Annotated in this window: 22 protein-coding genes; 5 read left to right on the top strand and 17 right to left on the bottom strand. The window is 39.5% G+C overall.

Going from position 1 to position 19330, the window contains the following annotated elements:
- Positions 1 to 434: 434 nt before the first annotated feature.
- A complete protein-coding gene (locus N1I87_RS07580) occupies positions 435 to 1205 on the bottom strand; it encodes a M15 family metallopeptidase (RefSeq protein WP_048623509.1) in 771 nt (256 codons plus the stop codon).
- Between the two features lie 123 nt (positions 1206 to 1328).
- A complete protein-coding gene (gene deoD / locus N1I87_RS07575) occupies positions 1329 to 2033 on the bottom strand; it encodes a purine-nucleoside phosphorylase (protein ID WP_048623510.1) in 705 nt (234 codons plus the stop codon).
- Between the two features lie 167 nt (positions 2034 to 2200).
- Between deoD and N1I87_RS07570 the strand changes: the two genes are divergently transcribed.
- On the top strand, positions 2201 to 2323 hold the full coding sequence (locus N1I87_RS07570; protein ID WP_003354956.1) for a hypothetical protein: 123 nt from the start codon (positions 2201 to 2203) through the stop codon (positions 2321 to 2323).
- Between the two features lie 30 nt (positions 2324 to 2353).
- Here the strand turns inward: N1I87_RS07570 and N1I87_RS07565 are convergent, their stop codons facing one another.
- Both N1I87_RS07565 and N1I87_RS07560 read right to left on the bottom strand, forming a co-directional pair.
- Positions 2354 to 2662 carry a YodL domain-containing protein gene (locus N1I87_RS07565; RefSeq protein WP_234395490.1) on the bottom strand — a complete coding sequence of 103 codons (309 nt, stop codon included), beginning with the start codon at positions 2660 to 2662 and terminating at the stop codon, positions 2354 to 2356.
- A gap of 178 nt (positions 2663 to 2840) precedes the next feature.
- Positions 2841 to 3629, bottom strand: a complete 789-nt coding sequence (locus N1I87_RS07560) for a sporulation protein (RefSeq protein ID WP_003354953.1) — start codon at positions 3627 to 3629, stop codon at positions 2841 to 2843.
- 257 nt (positions 3630 to 3886) lie between these two features.
- On the opposite strand from N1I87_RS07560, the gene N1I87_RS07555 reads away from it, so the two are divergent.
- Positions 3887 to 5089 (top strand): transposase, encoded by a 1203-nt coding sequence (locus N1I87_RS07555; RefSeq protein WP_027725900.1) that lies wholly within the window; start codon positions 3887 to 3889, stop codon positions 5087 to 5089.
- A 220-nt stretch (positions 5090 to 5309) separates the two neighbouring features.
- On the opposite strand, the gene N1I87_RS07550 is transcribed toward N1I87_RS07555, so the two are convergent.
- The 4 genes from N1I87_RS07550 to N1I87_RS07535 form a co-directional block, all read right to left on the bottom strand.
- Positions 5310 to 5492 carry a YozD family protein gene (locus N1I87_RS07550; protein WP_341101208.1) on the bottom strand — a complete coding sequence of 61 codons (183 nt, stop codon included), beginning with the start codon at positions 5490 to 5492 and terminating at the stop codon, positions 5310 to 5312.
- A 127-nt stretch (positions 5493 to 5619) separates the two neighbouring features.
- The gene (locus N1I87_RS07545; RefSeq protein WP_341101207.1) at positions 5620 to 6003 is read right to left on the bottom strand and encodes a hypothetical protein; all 384 of its coding nucleotides are present in this window, start codon (positions 6001 to 6003) and stop codon (positions 5620 to 5622) included.
- A gap of 491 nt (positions 6004 to 6494) precedes the next feature.
- Positions 6495 to 7778 (bottom strand): IS110 family transposase, encoded by a 1284-nt coding sequence (locus N1I87_RS07540; protein ID WP_270584767.1) that lies wholly within the window; start codon positions 7776 to 7778, stop codon positions 6495 to 6497.
- Between the two features lie 79 nt (positions 7779 to 7857).
- Positions 7858 to 8070, bottom strand: a complete 213-nt coding sequence (locus N1I87_RS07535; RefSeq protein ID WP_341101205.1) for a hypothetical protein — start codon at positions 8068 to 8070, stop codon at positions 7858 to 7860.
- Between the two features lie 476 nt (positions 8071 to 8546).
- On the opposite strand from N1I87_RS07535, the gene N1I87_RS07530 reads away from it, so the two are divergent.
- Positions 8547 to 8777, top strand: a complete 231-nt coding sequence (locus tag N1I87_RS07530; RefSeq protein WP_003354950.1) for a YozE family protein — start codon at positions 8547 to 8549, stop codon at positions 8775 to 8777.
- 109 nt (positions 8778 to 8886) lie between these two features.
- On the opposite strand, the gene N1I87_RS07525 is transcribed toward N1I87_RS07530, so the two are convergent.
- The 5 genes from N1I87_RS07525 to msrA form a co-directional block, all read right to left on the bottom strand.
- Positions 8887 to 10359 carry an NAD(P)/FAD-dependent oxidoreductase gene (locus N1I87_RS07525; RefSeq protein WP_341101202.1) on the bottom strand — a complete coding sequence of 491 codons (1473 nt, stop codon included), beginning with the start codon at positions 10357 to 10359 and terminating at the stop codon, positions 8887 to 8889.
- A 782-nt stretch (positions 10360 to 11141) separates the two neighbouring features.
- Positions 11142 to 11354, bottom strand: a complete 213-nt coding sequence (locus N1I87_RS07520; RefSeq protein ID WP_270584238.1) for a YjcZ family sporulation protein — start codon at positions 11352 to 11354, stop codon at positions 11142 to 11144.
- A 109-nt stretch (positions 11355 to 11463) separates the two neighbouring features.
- Positions 11464 to 11964, bottom strand: a complete 501-nt coding sequence (locus tag N1I87_RS07515) for a PTS sugar transporter subunit IIA (protein ID WP_270584237.1) — start codon at positions 11962 to 11964, stop codon at positions 11464 to 11466.
- A 6-nt stretch (positions 11965 to 11970) separates the two neighbouring features.
- A complete protein-coding gene (msrB, locus tag N1I87_RS07510) occupies positions 11971 to 12417 on the bottom strand; it encodes a peptide-methionine (R)-S-oxide reductase MsrB (protein WP_003354946.1) in 447 nt (148 codons plus the stop codon).
- Entirely contained in the window at positions 12407 to 12958 is a 552-nt protein-coding gene (msrA, locus tag N1I87_RS07505; protein ID WP_003354945.1) for a peptide-methionine (S)-S-oxide reductase MsrA, read from the bottom strand. The genes msrB and msrA overlap by 11 nt, the downstream gene beginning before the upstream one ends.
- Positions 12959 to 13262: 304 nt before the next feature.
- Between msrA and N1I87_RS07500 the strand changes: the two genes are divergently transcribed.
- Both N1I87_RS07500 and N1I87_RS07495 read left to right on the top strand, forming a co-directional pair.
- Positions 13263 to 13949, top strand: coding sequence for a DUF4397 domain-containing protein (locus N1I87_RS07500; RefSeq protein WP_341101199.1), 687 nt, complete (start codon positions 13263 to 13265; stop codon positions 13947 to 13949).
- 125 nt (positions 13950 to 14074) lie between these two features.
- The gene (locus N1I87_RS07495) at positions 14075 to 15448 is read left to right on the top strand and encodes an RsmF rRNA methyltransferase first C-terminal domain-containing protein (RefSeq protein WP_341101197.1); all 1374 of its coding nucleotides are present in this window, start codon (positions 14075 to 14077) and stop codon (positions 15446 to 15448) included.
- An 81-nt stretch (positions 15449 to 15529) separates the two neighbouring features.
- On the opposite strand, the gene N1I87_RS07490 is transcribed toward N1I87_RS07495, so the two are convergent.
- The 4 genes from N1I87_RS07490 to N1I87_RS07475 form a co-directional block, all read right to left on the bottom strand.
- The gene (locus N1I87_RS07490) at positions 15530 to 16663 is read right to left on the bottom strand and encodes a zinc-dependent alcohol dehydrogenase (protein ID WP_341101195.1); all 1134 of its coding nucleotides are present in this window, start codon (positions 16661 to 16663) and stop codon (positions 15530 to 15532) included.
- Positions 16664 to 16982: 319 nt separating this feature from the next.
- Positions 16983 to 17561, bottom strand: a complete 579-nt coding sequence (locus N1I87_RS07485) for a YpmS family protein (RefSeq protein WP_270584234.1) — start codon at positions 17559 to 17561, stop codon at positions 16983 to 16985.
- On the bottom strand, positions 17562 to 18368 hold the full coding sequence (locus tag N1I87_RS07480) for an SGNH/GDSL hydrolase family protein (RefSeq protein ID WP_270584233.1): 807 nt from the start codon (positions 18366 to 18368) through the stop codon (positions 17562 to 17564).
- Positions 18369 to 18952: 584 nt separating this feature from the next.
- Positions 18953 to 19204 carry a DUF2535 family protein gene (locus N1I87_RS07475; RefSeq protein ID WP_003354935.1) on the bottom strand — a complete coding sequence of 84 codons (252 nt, stop codon included), beginning with the start codon at positions 19202 to 19204 and terminating at the stop codon, positions 18953 to 18955.
- Positions 19205 to 19330 lie beyond the last annotated feature (126 nt).

Here is a 19330-nt window from a genome sequence, read left to right as displayed (position 1 = left end):
GATTTTTCTGTAACTACTTTATTTTAACAGCTTTTTAAATTTAGGGAAAGATAAAACCTATTTAGAAGCTGACCTTAGTAGGGAACCATTTTCGAATGATTGATCGAATGAATCGGAATTTCAGCATCCTCTCTCCAATTCAAAGCTGCGATGGGAATGATCCCTATCTTTGTGCATAGCTGCTTAAATCGGAAGCGAAGCCGCGGGATACACGACTGATTGATTGGCGGAAATGCCTTCAAAAAACCCCTCCATCCACTTGGAGAGGTTTTAGGGCGTTGGGGAAATACTTTTCTTTCATTAAATAAAGAAAAATTCTCCTGTATGAAAGGATCATCCGCCTGCCGGTATATTCTTTTACATGAAAATGATTTTTTGCGTACTGTCCTCCTGGGCGTATTTCGACGTCCAAAAAAGGGGGATGGCCCCCCTTTTTACATTTTTCCGTAATTCCGATAAAATTCTTCCAATGTCCAGCCGTTTTCATATATCTTCTTCGCTGCTTCTACTCCCACGTAACGATAATGCCATGGCTCAAATTGATAGCCGGTAATCGCTTCTTTTCCCTTTGGATAACGGAGAATAAAACCGTATTCGTGTGCATGTTTCGCTAGCCATTGACCCTCTTTTGTGTTTTCAAATGAATCCGTCAAGAGAAAACCGACGCTTTTCCCGGAAATATCGATCGCCAATCCGGTCTGATGCTCGCTTTGTCCGGGTGTTGCGACAGCCTGATTCGCTTTCGCTTTCCCAGAATTGGCCATTTCATTGTTGAATACCGCTACTTGCCGGTTGTAAGAACGGTAGCCAGAAACGGCATATAAATAAACGCCGTCTTTCGCTGCTGCTGCAAACATCTTTTCCAACGCTTCGGCTGCTTCTTTACGCATCAAGCTTTTTTCAATTTTTTCGTCTCCAAATGAAAACTTTACAGCCGGTCTAACGAGATCTTTCGGCGCGTAACCTTCAGGCAAATTGTACTCTTTATTAACCAAAACGAGCACATTTTCCGGGTTGGTAATCACCTTTTTCCCGCTGACTTCTTTTATTTGGTTGAAAGTAAATTTCTCAGCTTTCGGAGTTGTAGATTCTCTCGCTTGGTGATTTTTTTCTTGATGATTGGTGCCTTTTGCTTCCTCGCCGCCCGCTTGGCATCCACTGACCAGCAACACGGCGGCGGCCATCGTCAATATCCATTTTTTCATAGTTCCACCTGATTTTTCTGCAATTCACTGATTATCTATCATGTATCATTCTTATTGTTGAATAGGAAAACGAAAAGAAAAGCTTTTATGGCTTCTCTTTTCCAAATAACCGATTCTTTTTGTTTATTCTTTTACCACGGATTCCAATGCCACTTCAATCATCTCATTAAATGTTGTTTGTCTTTCCTCCGCTGTCGTTGCTTCACCGGTTAACACATGGTCGCTGACTGTCAGAATAGTAAGCGCCTTTCTTCCATACTTTGCCGCAATGGTATAAAGAGCCGCTGTTTCCATTTCAAGAGCTAATACTCCATATTGGGCCCACTTTTCATGTTCAGCGTGGTCATTATAAAATAAATCTTCTGTAAACACACTGCCGACTTTTAGATCTAAACCTTTTTCGACTCCAACATCATAGGCTTTTTTCAACAGCTCCCAATTCGCGGTAGGGGCATAATCAATTCCATTAAAGGTTAAACGGTTTATTTGAGAATCAGTGGAAGCAGACATCGCCAATATGACGTCACGAAGTTTTACGTCTTTTTGAATGGCACCGCACGTTCCAACGCGAATTAAGTTTTGCACATTGTAGCTTTCAATTAATTCTGTCACATAAATGGAAATCGAAGGAACTCCCATTCCGGTGCCTTGAACAGAAATCCTTTTGCCTTTGTATGTACCTGTATAACCGAACATGTTCCGAACTTCATTGTAGCAAACCGCATTTTCTAAAAAGTTTTCCGCAATATATTTAGCACGGAGAGGATCGCCTGGAAGCAATACTGTGTCCGCAATTTCATTTTCTTTTGCTCCGATATGTATACTCATATGAATTCCTCCTTTTATCGCTTTCAATCATCCCTATTTTAAGCTTTTTTGGATGTGTCTGCAAATGATTCCATGAGAAAAATTCCTATGAACGGGCATCCTATTGACAAAGCTGCTTTCATTTAAAAGGAAGAATTCAAATAAAGGCCGCAGGAGGGATATGGACCATGGCAAAAAAACATCGCAGCAGAATAAAAGCGACCAAAAAAAATAATCATGTTCCACCGGAAGCTGTTTTAGCCGAACAGGATGCGCATGGAAAAGAATATTCCGGCAAAGATCGAAAATAGAAGAGAATGCCAAAAAGGCACTCCATCCTATTAGTGAACCAAACTCCGTTCAATCTTTCGCCAGCCGCCCGATTCCAGTCGATAAAAACTCTTATTTGAACCTTTGGAAATTTGTACGATATCACCTGTAGCTACAAAACGGGCAGAAAAATCGGGCGGCAATAAATCAAATACATTAAAAATACGAAAAACCGTTTCCAAGGCCGCCCGATGGTTTTTGGCTCTTATCGGGAGATGATAAACAGCTTCGTATCCTTGTGTATCTCCGTAATGGGGGGTCTGAAATAAGGTCACTTGGTACTCTTTGACACTTGGCAACAACATTTTCCATTTACTCAATTTTCCTCGCCCCTATCTTATTAATATTTATCCATCCATTTACACAAGGTTTTGACATTCACCTTGTCGATACCTTCATCAAAATTCCACTAATTTTGTCAAAAAGTATGGATGGATGCTATTGATACGGGCTTTCCATGAAAAATGATTCACCAGCGTATATTCAATCCTTGCTGTCTTACTTACCCCTTTTAAGGGATAAACCACACATGATCTTTTGTTCCAACAGTTTCCTCAAAACGGACAATTCTTGATTTGTGACAGAAAACCGGATTTGATTTTCATCTATCGCTATTACCTCGCTTAAATATCCAGCCAATCCTCGAGCCCGACGGTCCACCTCCATGAATATCTCAATCCGATCTTCCGTTTGTGCCAGAAACACGATTTCCAATTCATCCAATTTCCCTAAAAACATTCCGCTCCCTGGAATAAATTCGAATACCTGAATAAACGGATAGTTGCAGCTGGTACGGAAAAAGGTTTGTTCACACTCTACTTTTCGAAGCCGAAAACCTAGTTTCTCCATTTCCTCAAGCACCGCGGATGTCATTTGGTTAGGACGCACGGCAATGTAATCTTCGTCTTGAGGATTCACTGCATTCTTAATATCCAATCCGGTTTGAACCCAAACACGCGTACTACCATATGTTAAAGGAGCATCTATTGGCAGAGTAAAGGAAAAAGGAAATACTTTCGTTTCATTGGCCTTCATTAAAAACGGATCGGTAATTTGATGTTGTTCAATAGTCGCCGTCTCTGTATACGGATGACCATCCTTTTGGAAAGTATACATTGCATTGACGGTAAGATAAATAGAATCTATTGTTTGCTCAGTAACCCCTCCATATACTTCTACAACACCACGTATCGGATCTCCAGCTTTGTAACTTGTATATTCTAATTTCGTATCCACTCTTGCGCTTCCTATTCCAATGCTTGTCAACACTTTTGTGAAAATGGCCATTCCTTTTCCCCCTATTCCTTTTTCACTAATCTTACGGTTCAAGAGTCGATTCGTTTCATTTTTTTATTTTCCATTTTCTTTCTTAGGATGTACTTTTTCGAATCCTGTTTGGAACACTCCTTTTTTAAAAAGAGCATTTTGCACATTTTTCAACCCAAGAGCCATAAGGTTTTCTAAAGCATAAAAAAGGACTTCACCCCTTATTTGTAGAATTTTGAAGTGACCAAACCACAAAAATCCACAAGGAGGAAGTCACTTTGTATATTCTACAAGAAAGTCTATTTTCCTTTGAAGAATTGCAAATTTTAGAGTCAAAAGAGAAATTACCGATCTTTTTTAGTGCTCTAGATTTGCGTCCTTATGCTAAACAATTGAAAAGTTCTTCACCCCAAGGGGCTGAAGGACATTCCAAAGAAGGGATATTAAGGGCTCTTATCGCTGCCCCATTAGAAGGTATTGATACTTTTACTTCTCTTCACAATCGATTGAAAAATGACCTGCGTTTTCGTTACCAATGTGGTTTAGATATTAGCAGGCCTGCACCATCCATCTCTACTCTTAGCCGAGTATTTTCTTCACTAACCAAAACTGGACTTGTGAAAAGAATCTTTCAAGATCTCGTCCAGTTAGCTCAAGAGGAAGGAGTAATTGATGGAAAACATCAGGCTATCGACAGTGCCGCCATTGATGCTTACGAAAAGAAGCAGCCTAAGAAGCGAAGTGAACAAACAGGCAACGCCAATTGGGGGGCAAAGTTTGATTCCTTCGGTAATAAAATTACTTGGTTTGGCTATAAGATGCATCTTTCCGTTGACACCAAAAGTGAATTACCAATGGCGATTGAAGTAACCCCTGCTCATATCAACGATGGGGATGTCGCACCACAATTAATTGAACAAGTAAAGAGTTGTACAAACTCTAAAATTGATTTCCTGATAATGGATGGTGGGTACGACCAGCTTAAAAACTACGAATCCGCCAAGAACATTGGGGCTCAAGCTATTATTCCACTCAATTTGCGTAATGAAAAGGAGCCTCCCGAAGGAATTGCCTCCAATGGAACCCCACGCTGTTCGATGGGGTACGAAATGACTTATTGGGGCGCCAATAAGGATCAGCTCAAATTCAGATGTCCACACGCAACCGGAAAAGTGGATTGCCCATTAGGAATGGCAGCCTGTTCATCCTCCAACTATGGAATGGTAGTAAAAATTAACGTGAATAAGGATCTTCGCCGGTACTCTAATCCACACCGCGATTCCAAACGTTGGAAAGAACTTTACAATGAGCGAACCAGTGTAGAACGGTGCAATTCAAGAATGAAAAGTTATCTTACAGCGAACTCCCTGCATGTGTGGGGAATCGATAAAGTAAAAACTCATATTTACTTGAACGCCATCGTATTACTGGTTTCAGCTCTCGCAATGGCAAAAGAGAGTAAAAAGCAACAAACCGCTTAAAAAATTTTTAAAGCGAAAAATTCTGCAAGTACGCCCAAAAAAGGACAAACAGAATATTTGTAAACCAAAGATACAAAATACCCCAATTTATTTGGGTTTCTTTTAAAACTCTTTTTAATAAAAATCTAATTTTGCAAAATGCTCAAAAAATAAAATAAAAAAGCAAGTGGAAGGCAAAATTCCAACTCGCTTTTTTCAACATAATCTGTTTACATTCTGGCTATTCACTTTCATCTCCGTCTTCATCTTCTTCTATGATGCTTTTCGCTAACAGATATTCAAATGTAATATCTGCTAATTCATCTACCTCGGACTTGTTAGGAATAAACCCTCTTTTTACTAGTTCACCGTAAAAAAATTCAGCAATCTCTTCCGTATCAATATACACTTCTGTTTCTCTCATCCATTTGCCCCCCTGCCCGTTGTTTTTTCTTCTGTTATGTTTCTCTCTTATACTAGAAATTTCCTGCTTGCCCCCTTTTATTACATATTATTCACGCTCACCCAATCTATGATTCCTCATTTTCTGCTCATTCGGATTTTTGGCTTCTAAGTAACTGGGCATGTTTTAATTTTTCTTTTATTTCCTTGACTTTCACCCGATAAAATTCATCTTGAAAATAGTGATACAGCTGCTGATAATCATTCAATTCATCAAGCAGGCGATCAATTAATATTTCCGGGGACTCAGGAGCAGGCAATCCTTTTCGTTTCGCTTGCGATGAAATCAGCAATAATTCCGCTTTTTTCAAAATTCTTTCTGCTTCCTCATGATCCGCTACCAGCTTTAATTCCTCTTCTTGCGCTTCCAGCCATTCTCCGTCAGGTATACGAGTCAATTCATATATGATATCTTCCCATGCATCTTCTTTATATCGCCATATTTCCGTTCGACATCCTATAATTTTAAACAAATCGTTTTCGCATCCCTTTACTCTGACAAGATCTCCAAAAGAGTATTTATACTCGATGAAGAGCCGTTCTAAATGATTTTCTCCTCCCTCAATAAAGTTTATTTTTCTCCCGAATACTCGCTTTTTCTCAAAATTTCATAGACACTTAATAGAATACACACCTCATTTAATGGATATATGTTGAATTTTTTTAAATAATTTACATGGTAGGGGGCATCCTATCAACCAAATTGTATTTATTTGGTAAAAATAAGGTATAACCGTGCTTCATCATCTCCACATCACTCACGGTCGCTAACCCTCCCACATCTCTCCGGATTGAATTCCATACATTCCTTCGTCCTGCGTATCCATGAGGTGGAGGTTGGATATGCTCCTTTGCTGGGTCACATGCCCGTATGGAATAAATAAGCTCCAACTCTGCACTATTGGTGTTTGTCATTTGAGATAATTACGGTATTCTGAAATGATTTCATGAACTTAATAAAGCCTTAAGCTGCCTGTAATGAATCGATTTGAGGCAAACCTCTCAATAACTTTGAACCATCAAATTCACACTGTTTTTGACCAATGACAAATAAGACACGTAGTAATTTACAACACAAGGCAATCAGTGACTGCTGTTTCTTCAAAGGTCGATCAGGACGCTTTGTGTAGTATTGATGCAGGGCTTTAAACGTTGGATTATGGGCAACGAGTGGACGAATGGCCAAGTATAAAGCTCTTCGCAATCGACTTCGTCCTCGTTTTGTGATCTTGGTTTGCCCCTTAAACTTCCCGGAACTATGTTCACGTAATGACAGCCCTGCCAGATTTACTAATTGCTGGGGATGACTATACTTTGTTATATCCCCGACCTCAGCGAAGAATAGCGCGACTGTTGTAGGACCTAAGCCTTGAATATTGATCATTTCCTTCGCTCCAGGTATCGTTACTACAAGTGCTTCCAGATCCTTATCTAACTGTCCTAATTGCTCTTTGTATAGCTCATATTGATCGAGTAAATAATCCAATTCACGTTTAGCAAACTTGATACCAATTTGGATACCAATGCTCTTTTTCGCTGCTTCTATTAACTTTGTAGCTCGTTTGATTCCTACACCACGGTTTACTTCTTGTTTCCATTTCGCAAGAACTTCTTCTGATGTCATTTCTTTAATCTGAGAGGGGAATGGAAAGTTTCTTAATGTACAAAGAGCTGCCTTTCCTTCCCAGTCTTTAAATACATCGAAAAACTCCGGAAAGTAACGCTGGATGTGATTTTGAATACGACCTTCTGTGATCATAAGCTGCTGGATGAGCTGATCTCTTAATTTGACGCCTTCTCTTAGCTCTGCATAGATGCCATCTAAGAGATTTGGTACGGAGTATCGCCCATCTTTAATCAGCTGTGCAATCACACGTGCATCTTTCGTATCGTTTTTAGTTGGAGAGTTATCATCCAGCTCTTTAGTTTTTTTGACATGCATAGGATTGACCAAGACAAAGTCATAACCTTTAGCAGTCAAGAAATAGGCCAGACTCAGCCAGAAATGACCGGTCGGCTCAACACCAAAAATGACATGTGTTTTTTGGTGTTCCTTTTGATGCCTCGAAACCCAATCAAGCAGTTTTTGATAGCCATGTATGCGATTTTCAAAGATCAGTCTTTTTCCAAATTCGATTCCTCGATCATCCTGAGCTCGAGCGACGTGTTTGTCTTTGGCGATATCAATGCCTACAATTAATGTTGATGGTGTAATTTGCGAGATTTTACGATTTTGCGTATAATTCATCTTGAGTCCTCCTTGGTAATTATTAATTCGGGGTCAATGCATTGACACCCTGTACTATACCAAGAGGGCTCTTTTTGTTTCAAACCTCAAATTTCTTCATTACAGGAATAGCTCCTTTATACTCCGTTAAAAAAGCAAGGGTGTTTTCTTTAAACAGTCCTTCGCTTTTATTAATTTCGTACACAATTTCCCCATCCAATTGCTTCATATTGGTTACGACGCCGACCGTTCCATATATGGTAATCACTACCGTATCACCGATTTGAAATTTAGGTCGTTTTCTTTTTTTCACGGCCTCCCATCTCCTTATAGATACCTTTTTTACACTATATGCTGAAAGAACTTGGCATGCTCACTTCTTTCCTCTCACTTTTCATCCGTTCTTTTCGTCCATTCACGCTTAACCTTTCCCTAAGTTTTTCCCACGCTAAAAATCGTTCATAGAGCATATCATCTTCCCATTTTCAAAGGTCATTCTTATGGAATTTTTCTCCAAATGAAAATTTCTTTTCATATTTTACGACGGGCCATCACACATTTTTGTTTTCATATTGACCACTTATCCTATTGAGGAGTAAAATGAATCAAAAAATCGAACTTGTCTTCGTTCAAACAAATAACAGTACTAATAGAGTCTTACTTTTCCAGAAAAGGTTGGCTATTTACAGGACGAAGTAATTATTAGGAAGTCGAGTTTCGATAAGAAGTTTTTGATCCATGCGTAAAATCAATCCCGTGCTTATACGGTTTCAAAAAAGGGGGGATTTGATGGGAAAATCATTCTATCACTACATGATGAAATATAGGGAAGAACCGCCGAGGGACGATATTTCCCGTTTTGCCAATCATCTTTTCTTAGACCATAGCTTTCCGAAAAAATCGGAAGATTATCATGAGATTTCCAATTACTTAGAGATGAATGGCGATTATTTGAAAAGCATGTCCATATTTGATGATGCCTGGGAGCTTTATAAACAGGATGAAAGAATAATTAGTTAATTGTCTAAGGAAACCGAGTACCTATCCAAAAGCCGTTTTTTTCAACGGCTTTTGGATAATGGATGGTTCTGAATGACAGCAGAAAAGATATATTGTACATGATGCAAAGTTATACATTTTGAGGAACTTTCTCATTTTGCTTGGTTGAACCAAGTTTCTCCACAATATCTCTCGCGATCCATACTCCACAAGCACTGGCTTGAGCTAAACCACGCGTAATACCTGCCCCGTCGCCAGCCGCATATAATCCAGAAATTTCCGTCTCAAAACGATCATTCAGTTTAGGACGAGCCGAATAAAATTTCGCTTCTACTCCATAAAAAAGAGTATGTTCTGACGCGATGCCCGGTGTAACATGGTCGAGCGCCTCGATCATTTCGATCAAGCTTTTCATCGTGTTGTATGGAAGCACTAAACCTAAATCACCCGGGACAGCTTCTTTTAAAGTCGGAGTAATAAAACCTTCTTTGATTCTTTTCAGTGTGGAACGTCGACCTTTTCGTAAATCGCCGTATTTTTGTACAATAATTCCGCCGTTTGACAACTTGTTGGCGAGGCTGGATACTTCGTGGGCGTATTCATTCGACTGATCGAACGGATCTGAGAATGTATGAGACACCAGCAAAGCAAAATTGGTGTTGTTGCTTCCCAGTTTAGGATCTTTGTAGGCATGACCATTAGCCAACATCGTTCCCGTATGATTTTCCACTACTACATGTCCGGACGGATTACTGCAAAACGTTCGAACCTTTGTGCCAACAGAAGTATTAAATACAAATTTTCCTTCATACAGATGGGTATTGATTTCTTCCATGACAATGTTCGAAGTTTCCACTCGTACGCCAATATCCACTTGGTTATTGATCATTTTCAGACGACGCTTTTTCAATAATTTCGCAAGCCAAGTCGATCCATCTCTTCCTGGCGCCACCACCACTTTTTCAGCCGCAATCGTCGTTCCATCTTTTAAAACGATCCCTTTTACTACATGACGATCTCCTTGTTTTTCCGTAGCCAGATCTTCTACTTCTTTTTTGAAAACCATCTCAATTTTGTCTCGCAAGTATTCATATATGCTTTTTAAAATGGCTAAGTTTTCTTCGGTGCCTAAATGGCGAACCTGAGCGCGCAGCAGCTTTAATCCTGCGGCATATGCTCGCCGTTCGATCGCTTTTACTTCCTCCGTTAAAGGATCGGTAATGGATTTCGTCGCACCATGTTTCAAATTAATGCTGTCTACATAATGAATGAGATCCAGTACGGTGGAATCAGGTAAATAATCTGTCATCCAACCGCCAAATTCACTTGTTATATTAAATTTCCCATCCGAGTACGCCCCCGCGCCTCCAAACCCATTTGTAATAGAGCATGCAGGATAGCAGCCGGCAAATGATTTTTTGCCCACTGCCGGAGGACATTTTTCAATTTTTTTCTCCAAAATCGGGCAGTGCCTGCGGAAAATATCATGACCTTTATCGATTAACAAAATTTTCGCTTGAGGTAATTTTAACGACAGTTCATAGCAGGCAAATATTCCTGCCGGTCCTGCTCCAACGACAATGACATCGTATTTATGGTTCACATTGATCTCCCTCTTTCTCCGATCTTTCTACCACCACCTTACCAAATACCACCATTCCCGTCAATAAAAATACGAATAATAATTTCTTATAAAGAAATTATTATTCGTAAATAAAACGTTTCCTTGTAATTAATCTATAAATAATAATTAATAATGCTTTTATAAACGAATATTGTCTTTTTAAAGGCGAATCGGTTTTTAATAACAATTGAAAAACACTAATTGTACAATTATAAAATACACAGTATTATTATACCGAAATAAAGAGATTGAAATTTAAAAATTTTTGTAATTTTATTTTAGATGACTTGGATTCATTCCAACCCGTTCTGAAGAAAATTAAAAAAGACCCAGAATGTTTTTTTGTGTTAGAGAGATAATTGAATTAAGAGGTGTAGTAAACTTGAATGGCGTTTTAAACAAGTGGGATGTGAAAAGATTCACCCTTTTGATTGAGTTGAACAATCAAAAAGTACAGACTTACACAATAAGCAAGGACTTCAAAAGGGGTGAATAAGTTTTATGGAAAAGTGGATTTAATCTTCAACTTGTTCAACTTTAATATAAGATAAAAGGAGAACACTTATATACGACTAATATGTGTTCTCCTATTTTTCAAACTTTTTATTTATCATTTCCTGCTTCATCATCATGGCCTGCCGTTTAAACAGCATTCGCGAAAGCAAACTCCCGGAATATTGAAAGGCTTCGTAAAGGTTGAGTGTTGAAACATTTTGTCAACCTATTCAGCCATCGCCGCCACCTTTTAAGGATTTAGCGATTTATTTCGATGTACCGTAGCAAGTTGCCCCAATGATAATCAGCAATATAAAAAGGACAACGATGAGCGCAAACCAATGGTTGTATCCGCAACTAGAACCATAAGCATAAGGGAATCCGTAGCCAAAGCCGCTGCCGTATCCATAACCAGATCCAACTCCATATCCTGCTGGTTCATATCCTGAAAAGCAATCATATCCATGGTGATCGTGCATACCTTTCACTCCTCGTTGATTGGGCTTTTTCTGTTACATTAGTTCAAAGTATGCATTTGCCCCCTGGCAGGATTGGGTGTTAGCCTAAATTCATTCTTATCCGTTTCTGTTATTTCACTGTAACGGTAAGCAATACCTCTTCTCCGGCTGTTACAATATCATTTTCTTTTTTTGCAATGTTTTCAATCATATCGCCATTCGTCACGATGATGGGTGTGATGGTGGAATTCGCCTTTTCCCGTATTAAATTTAGATCAAATGTGATGAGAAGATCCCCTTTTTTTACTTTGTCGCCTTGGGAAACATGACTTTCAAACCCTTCCCCTTTCATCGAGACCGTTTCCAGCCCGACATGGATCAAGATTTCGGCCCCATTGGCAGCTTTTATTCCCACAGCATGTTTGGTTGGAAATATTTGCATGATATCGCCGTCAAAAGGGGCCACTACTCTTCCGTCGCTAGGTTCAATAGCCATTCCGTCTCCCATCATTTTTTCAGAAAAGACAGGATCAGGCACTTCTTCAAGTGAAAGGATTTTGCCACTTACAGGTGTGTAAACATCTATTTCTTTTGACGGCTTCTCCTTTTTCCGAAATAGCCATTTAAACAAGACTGTTCATCCTTTCTCTTCTTTATCCTCAAATAAATATAAATAATCAGCGTATCCTTCTTCGGCCATTTTCTCTTTCGGAATAAATCGAAGAGCGGCGGAATTAATGCAGTAGCGAAGGCCTGTCGGTGCCGGACCATCATTGAAAACATGTCCTAAATGCGAATCAGCTGTTTTGCTCCGCACTTCCGTTCTGATCATAAAATGGCTAAAATCTGCTTTTTCGACCATCTCTTTTTCGTCAATCGGCTTTGTAAAACTAGGCCAACCGCAGCCAGCGTCATATTTATCCTTCGAGCTGAATAACGGCTTTCCGGAGACGATATCGACATAAATGCCATCTTCAAAGTGATCCCAATATTCATTTTGAAAAGGCGGTTCTGTTCCTTGATTTTGCGTTACTTCGTATTGAATCGGAGTAAGTTGTTTTTTTAATTCTTCTTTATTCTTCATTTTCATGATCCCCCCAATGGTTTTTGATAAACTGTTCCCGCCCGGATCCGATCACATAAGCGTTGTATCTGAGAGGAAATTTTTTATAAAAATCCTGATGGTAGTCTTCTGCAGGATAAAACGGTTTTGCCGGCAAAATTTCTGTTACAATCGGTTGAGAAAATTTACCGCTTTCTTCAAGCTTTCTTTTTGACTGCTCTGCTAGTTTACGCTGTTCTTCATTATGGTAAAAGATGGCTGTTTTATACGAAGATCCCCGATCATAAAATTGACCGCCGTCATCGGTTGGATCAATTTGCATCCAGAAAATATCGAGCAATTTTTCATAAGGAAAAAGTTCAGGATCATAAGTGATTTCTACCGCTTCACGATGCCCTGTCGTTCCACTGCAAACCTCTTCATACGTAGGATTTGGCTTATGGCCGCCTGTATATCCAGAAACGATTTTTTCAATTCCCGGCAGTTGGTCAAACGGTTTGACCATACACCAAAAACAGCCACCTGCAAATGTCGCTTTTTCTAAACGTTTTTCGTTGGTCATCGGTCCTTCACCTCGTTTTCTTTCAAAACAAAATACCTTCTGCTACTTATTTTAGCGTTTTTTCTTAAAAAGAAAAGCAAAGCAACCGGACATGGAAAGATTCCCATTTCTTTAAATAGAAACAAAATTTTTCCGATCATCCAACGTTTTCGTTAACCTGTGAGCACTAACCGATATCCAATTATAAGGCTTCTCATTACATATTCAGAGAAAGCGTAAATTCATTTTCATTTAAAGGTTTAAATGACGGGCATATCACACTTCTCGCCGGCGTACAATGACTTTGAAAGTGGAGGTGAAAAAAATGAAAAATCGCAACTATTTTTTTCGTTCTGATCAAAACTTAGAACGAAAAGCGCTTTTCCCTTATTATCCAAAATATCATATAGCTTCGAAACTGCTAGCCTCTTCTCCTCCTCTAGCGCATATCCGCTTTTTTCATGCTTCTCCCGATTCACAGAAATTGGACATTTATGTAAATGAACGTATGCTTATGCGCCGGCTGACCTTTCAACAAATCAGCGAAACGATACTTTTTTCTCCCGGCCTTTATTTCGTCGACATATATCCCTCCGATAAAACGTGGGATCCATTAATTAGCGAAAAAATTCTATTATATCCTGGAGATCATGTGTTATTGGCCGTATGCGGGATGCAGAAAAAAGTAAAATTGATTCGATATCCGAGTGATTTCTTTGTTCCCCGCCACGAAGCAAAGCTGCGTTTTATTCATTTATCACCTGATTCTCCGCCGATCGATGTTGTGACCGAAAACGGCGATCTCTTTTTTCAAGACGTTTCATTCAAAGAAACAACCGAATATATCGGAATGACGCCCATGACTGCCGAGTTTACTTTCAAACTGGCAAACGGGTCTTATTCTTCTATACTGGAAATACTCCTGGATCCGGGGCGGATTTACACGCTGATATGCACGGGCTCCTCAAACAGCGAGATACCTGTTGATTTTCTGTTAATCATCGACCATTAGCGGCCGGCTGTCCCGCCGCTTTCCTATTGCTTTTTTCCAAAAAACATAATAGCATTATGTTTGTCTTTGGCGACGGGAAAACCCGGCAAGCCGGGGCTTATTAGGCAAAAGAAAGGAGCCCTCTCATGGATTATCTGCCCTCCGACTTTCTTCAAAAAATGAAAACATTGCTGAAAGAAGAAAGCGAAGCATTTTTCGCTACCTATAAACAAGAAAAAACATCCGGCCTGCGTATTAATCCGTTAAAAGTTTCTTTCGAACAATGGGAGGAAATTTCTCCGTTTGCGATGAATAAAATTCCCTTTGTGGAAAATGGCTATTATTACCGCCGGGAAGATGCTCCAGGAAAGCATCCATATCATGCAGCCGGCCTATATTATATACAAGAACCAAGTGCCATGTTTGTGGCAGAGCAGCTCGAACTATCACAAGGAGATATGGTTCTCGATCTATGTGCAGCACCAGGGGGAAAAACCACTGCCATTGCCGCACGGCTCGGAAACGAAGGGGTTTTGCTATCAAACGAAATTTCGGCCAAAAGGGTCAAAGCATTATCAGAAAACGTCGAGCGTTTCGGACTGACAAACACGGCCGTGATAAATGAGACCCCGGAAAACCTTTCCGCTCAGTTTGAAGAATGTTTCGATAAAATCATCGTGGACGCTCCGTGTTCTGGAGAAGGGATGTTTCGAAAGGACCCGGAAAGCTGCCAATATTGGAGCGGCGATTATGTGGAATCGTGTCATCATTTGCAGTTGGAAATTTTGTCTCACGCTTATGCCATGTTGAAAAAAGGAGGCATTCTTCTCTACTCGACGTGCACTTTTTCTCCGGAAGAAAACGAGCAAACCATTGAACAATTTGTCAAAACGTTTCCTGACATGGAAATATTGCCGATTCCACACAGTCATGGTGTTTCCCCCGGTCGTCCGGAATGGACTAAGACGCATTTTTCCGACATTGCAAAGACGGCTCGCCTTTGGCCGCACCATCTCCAAGGAGAAGGACACTTCGTTGCAAAATTACGGAAAACAGGAGGAAATGAGCATTCCGCCCCCATCATGAAAGGGGCAAAGCTGCCTAGGGCACAAGCCAAACTGTTTCAACAATTTATCGAACAAACCTTTGTTCACTTTCCTTTCGAATGGGACCGGCTTTTTTTGAAAAATGACCGCTTATATTTTGTGCCGGAACGAATGCCGGATTTGTCATCGTTAAAGGCTGTCCGAATAGGACTTCCTATTGGAGAATTTAAGAAAAACCGATTTGAGCCGCATCACTCTCTGGCGCTTGCCGTCCAAACAAAGGATGTACGGCACCATTTCGAACTCGAACAAAACGGAACGCTTTGGGAACGCTATTTGCATGGAGAAACGATTCAAACCGGAAAAGACCGGGGCTGGATACTGTTAACCATTCATGGCTTCCCGCTAGGCTGGGGCAAGGAAGCAAAAGGAATCATCAAAAATTTTTATCCAAAAGGTTTAAGACTGTCTTGAATAGACGTTGCTTAGTTTTTTATATTCATGTTTTTAAAAGGCAGCCATCCTTATGAAAAGGAATGCTGCCTTTCGTTGTCTTTACGGTTTCAGAACTACTTTGATGCAATGATCTTGATGATCATTAAATATTTTGTAAGCATTGGGTGCTTCGTCAAGGGATACTTTATGAGTAATAATCTCTTTCGGATCAAATTCTTTCTTCACTATTTTTTCAAATAGTTTCGGCATAATCGGAATGACCGGTGCTTGTCCCATTTTAATGGTAATATTTCTTATCCATAAAGCGCCTAATTCAAAATTATTGTAGTTGCCTCCATATACTCCCGTAATTTGAATCGTACCGTTTTTCCTGACAGCTTTTGCAGCAATCTTCAAAGGACTAAGGGTTCCGCCTTGCAGTTTCAATTTTTGCCCTACGAATTCTATCGGTGTTTTTTTTCCGTCCATACCGACGGCGTCAATCACCTTGTCTGCGCCTCCTCGGGTGATTTCCTTTAGGTATTCCCCCATATCGTCGTATTCAGCAAAATCAAACACCTCAACATGATTGATCTTTTTTGCGTGTTCTAAGCGATAATCCAAATAATCAACTGCTATCACACGTTTAGCGCCTTTCATCCAAGCGAACTTTTGCGCCATCAATCCGATAGGTCCACAGCCAAGAACGATAACGGTATCACCCGGTTTCACATCGGCATTTTCCACACTCCAGTAAGCAGTAGGCAAGACATCGGATAAAAAGAGAAGAGATTCATCTTCTAATTCACACGATTCCGGGATCACAAAAGGAGTAAAATTTCCAAAAGGGACTTTTAAATATTCAGCTTGACCTCCTGGATGGTTTCCGTACTTTTCTCCAAAGCCGAAGTACCCCCCTGAATCATAATATTCATTGGAATTATCGCATTGGCTCGTCATGCCGTGTTCACAATAAAAGCAATGGCCGCAAGCAACATTAAAAGGAACGACGACCCGATCTCCCTTTTTTATTTTCGTCACTTCAGGACCAACTTCTTCCACAATGCCCATTGGTTCATAACCAATCACGTAACCTTTCGGCAACGGAGAGTTTCCTTGAAAGAGATGAAGGTCTGACCCGCAAATGGCGGTAGTTGTAATTCGAACAATCACATCGTCTTTTTTTTGAATTTTTGGATCCTCTACTTGTTTTACCTCTACATGATTAGGCCCTTGATAGGTTACAGCTTTCAATTTAACCCAACACTCCTATCCAAAAATTAGTTCCAACCACTGTGATTGATTTATGGATCGTCAATGTGGAAGGAATAATCAATAGAAGTGTTTCCCGCAATACTTTTCTTCATTCAGACAAACTAAGAACGGACTGTCAAAAAAGGAACGGAAAAACGGTACTAGTAGTAGTATAAGATTGCGGCAAACAGTTGGCGCAAATTTAAAAAACCACTCCATTTAAAGGAGCGGTTTTGTATGGTTTCATGTCAGTTTTCCTCTTGTATCAAAAAGGAAAGCAATCATTTTCCTTTTTTGATGACTGTCGTCTTTTTTTCTTTCATTGCACGGGAACGAGCAATGTGAACGAGATTCGATCTTTAGGAAGATTAAATTCATTTACCCGTATGCTGACATTGTTCTTCAGATTCATTCTTTTTGTGGAGACATAAATCATTTTTTGGTTAGGGAATATCCGTACCCAATCCGGAAAATGATATGATTCTTGGGCAATTTTCAGTACATAGGAAGGCGGCAAATGTAACTCGCCAAGCGACATTCCCTTTTGTTTTAATACGATATCTCCATTTTTCAACGCTTTCGGTTCAAATGTCATATTAAAATGAACCGATGTAGAAAAAAGGTCTAATTTTCCGGTTAATTCGACATCGTCCTTTAAATTCACATAATAATCAATGGGAGTGTCTCCTTTTTCTTTCGCAATATACGAGTTAATCACTTTATTCAGATCCTCTTTATTCGTTTCCACGTGAAATGGAATCGTTTTGCCCACGTTTTTTTCCTTAGGAATTTCTCCTTGATCCACCGGCCAGAAAATAAGGCCGATGAAGACGATGATGATGAAAAGAACCAAGCCTAATAAAAGAAAAAAAGCTCTTTTCCACTTATTTGCACTCATTTACTGTTTCTCCTCTTTCTCTAACACTATTTTCCCATTTGTTAATTCTTCTAGCTTTCTCCCTTTGATAGTTTGATAGATCCGATTAGCCATCAATTGGTACCCTTGATCATTCGGATGAAAATGATCATTGAATAATAAATTTTCTTTTTGACGGTAAAAAATATCATCAATGTTAACGAAAACGGCGTGAGGAAATTTTTTTACCACTTGTTTGCTGGCTGCATTCCAATGATAAATCACTTGATTAATTTCCCTTATATCGGAAAACCATTCTAAAAATGGATTGTAAATACCGATAAGGACGATCCCTACATGAGGATTGTATTGACGTATTGTCTTGAAAATGGCAAACAGCCGCTGTTGATAAGGCTTTTCTTCTTGTAGAAACACGTTTGCGTTTAAATCCATGAAATGATCTCGAAGGATTTTCATTACATCATTTCCACCGATTGTAATGAATACCATATCCGCTTTTTCTATGGCTGATTTCATTTGCCTTGACTTCAAGCGTTCGAGCAGCTGATCTGATCTCGTCCCTTTAATTCCATAATTTTGAAATTCAGCGCTTTTTACCATTTTCAATTTTTCCAAGTCTTTTTTCAAATAGGGAATATAACCACCTTTATTCGTACTGTCACCTACCCCTTGGGTTAAGGAATCCCCAATGGCAACCACCTTCAAATCTTTAGGTACCACTTTTTCGGTTTGTGGCTGAACCGTTTTTTCGGATCCTCCTATATAGGAACAACCGGCTACCGGAAAAAGCAAAAGAAAAGCGAAGAAAATATAGGCTGCCGATTTCACTGAATGGTCTCACCTCGCTGCAGATAAAATCTTAGCTGTGGGTTCCACTATGAAAATAACATATTATGATGTTCATAACGGAAAAGTTTCACTTTATTATAACACGATAAAAAGTTTCCTAAATAAGATTTCCGTACCATTTCGGGTATTAACTCCAAATCGATGCAGCCAAACCACCTTTTCAACCAAAACACTTCCTTCATTTCAAACCGAAGAATGAACGATTCAAAACATTTCCTCATTTTCCAAAACTCATCCGGAAGCGTCGGAAAAGGCTCTGCGTCATTACGGTTGCAACGACTGTGCCGTACACAATCACCATGTTGATTGATGATTCTGTTAAAAGCAGCCCCTTTCGTTTCATAGAAAGGACATTACCAAATGGCCAAAATAATGTTTTATACTTCATAGGATGAATAAGGAAAGGAAATGGTGAAATAATTCATACCATATATCTATCCATACAGACAAAATACAAAAAAGAGTGCATGGCTTCCTGCACTCTTTGTAGATTCATTCATTTGCACAGAACGTGGAATCATATCCGCAAAGGTCTTTTGATTTTGTATAATTGAAAAATAGGATTATGCATTGTTTTTCAGGATACTGGATCCGTATAGTTGTTCATAATCCGGCCATCTTAAAACTTTTTTCAAGTAATCGCGAAACGAATAGAACGGCCGTGGATTCTGAGCATAGTAGATTCTGGTCATCATGGTCTCTAAACGAATTCTTACGCCAACATAGAAAGGGTTATCCTCCTCCAATACAGGAATTTCACTGATTTTTACCCTTTGGCCTTTCTTTGTCTGAAACTCAATCGCTTTGAGTATCAAAATATCATCCTCTTTTAACCCGTTTATTTTTATTATACTCCATTTTGAGCTTAAAAGAATGCATAATGACCTAAAAAATTTCTTTTTAAAAAAATTTGGAAAAAAGACCTCCATGTTCTTTATCGA

The organism is Bacillus sp. FSL W8-0102 (genome assembly GCF_038007225.1).
Taxonomy (GTDB): domain Bacteria; phylum Bacillota; class Bacilli; order Bacillales; family DSM-4216; genus Bacillus_O; species Bacillus_O smithii.
The sequence above is the reverse complement of the archived record's forward strand: the minus strand, read 5'-3'. Positions and strand labels throughout refer to the sequence as shown.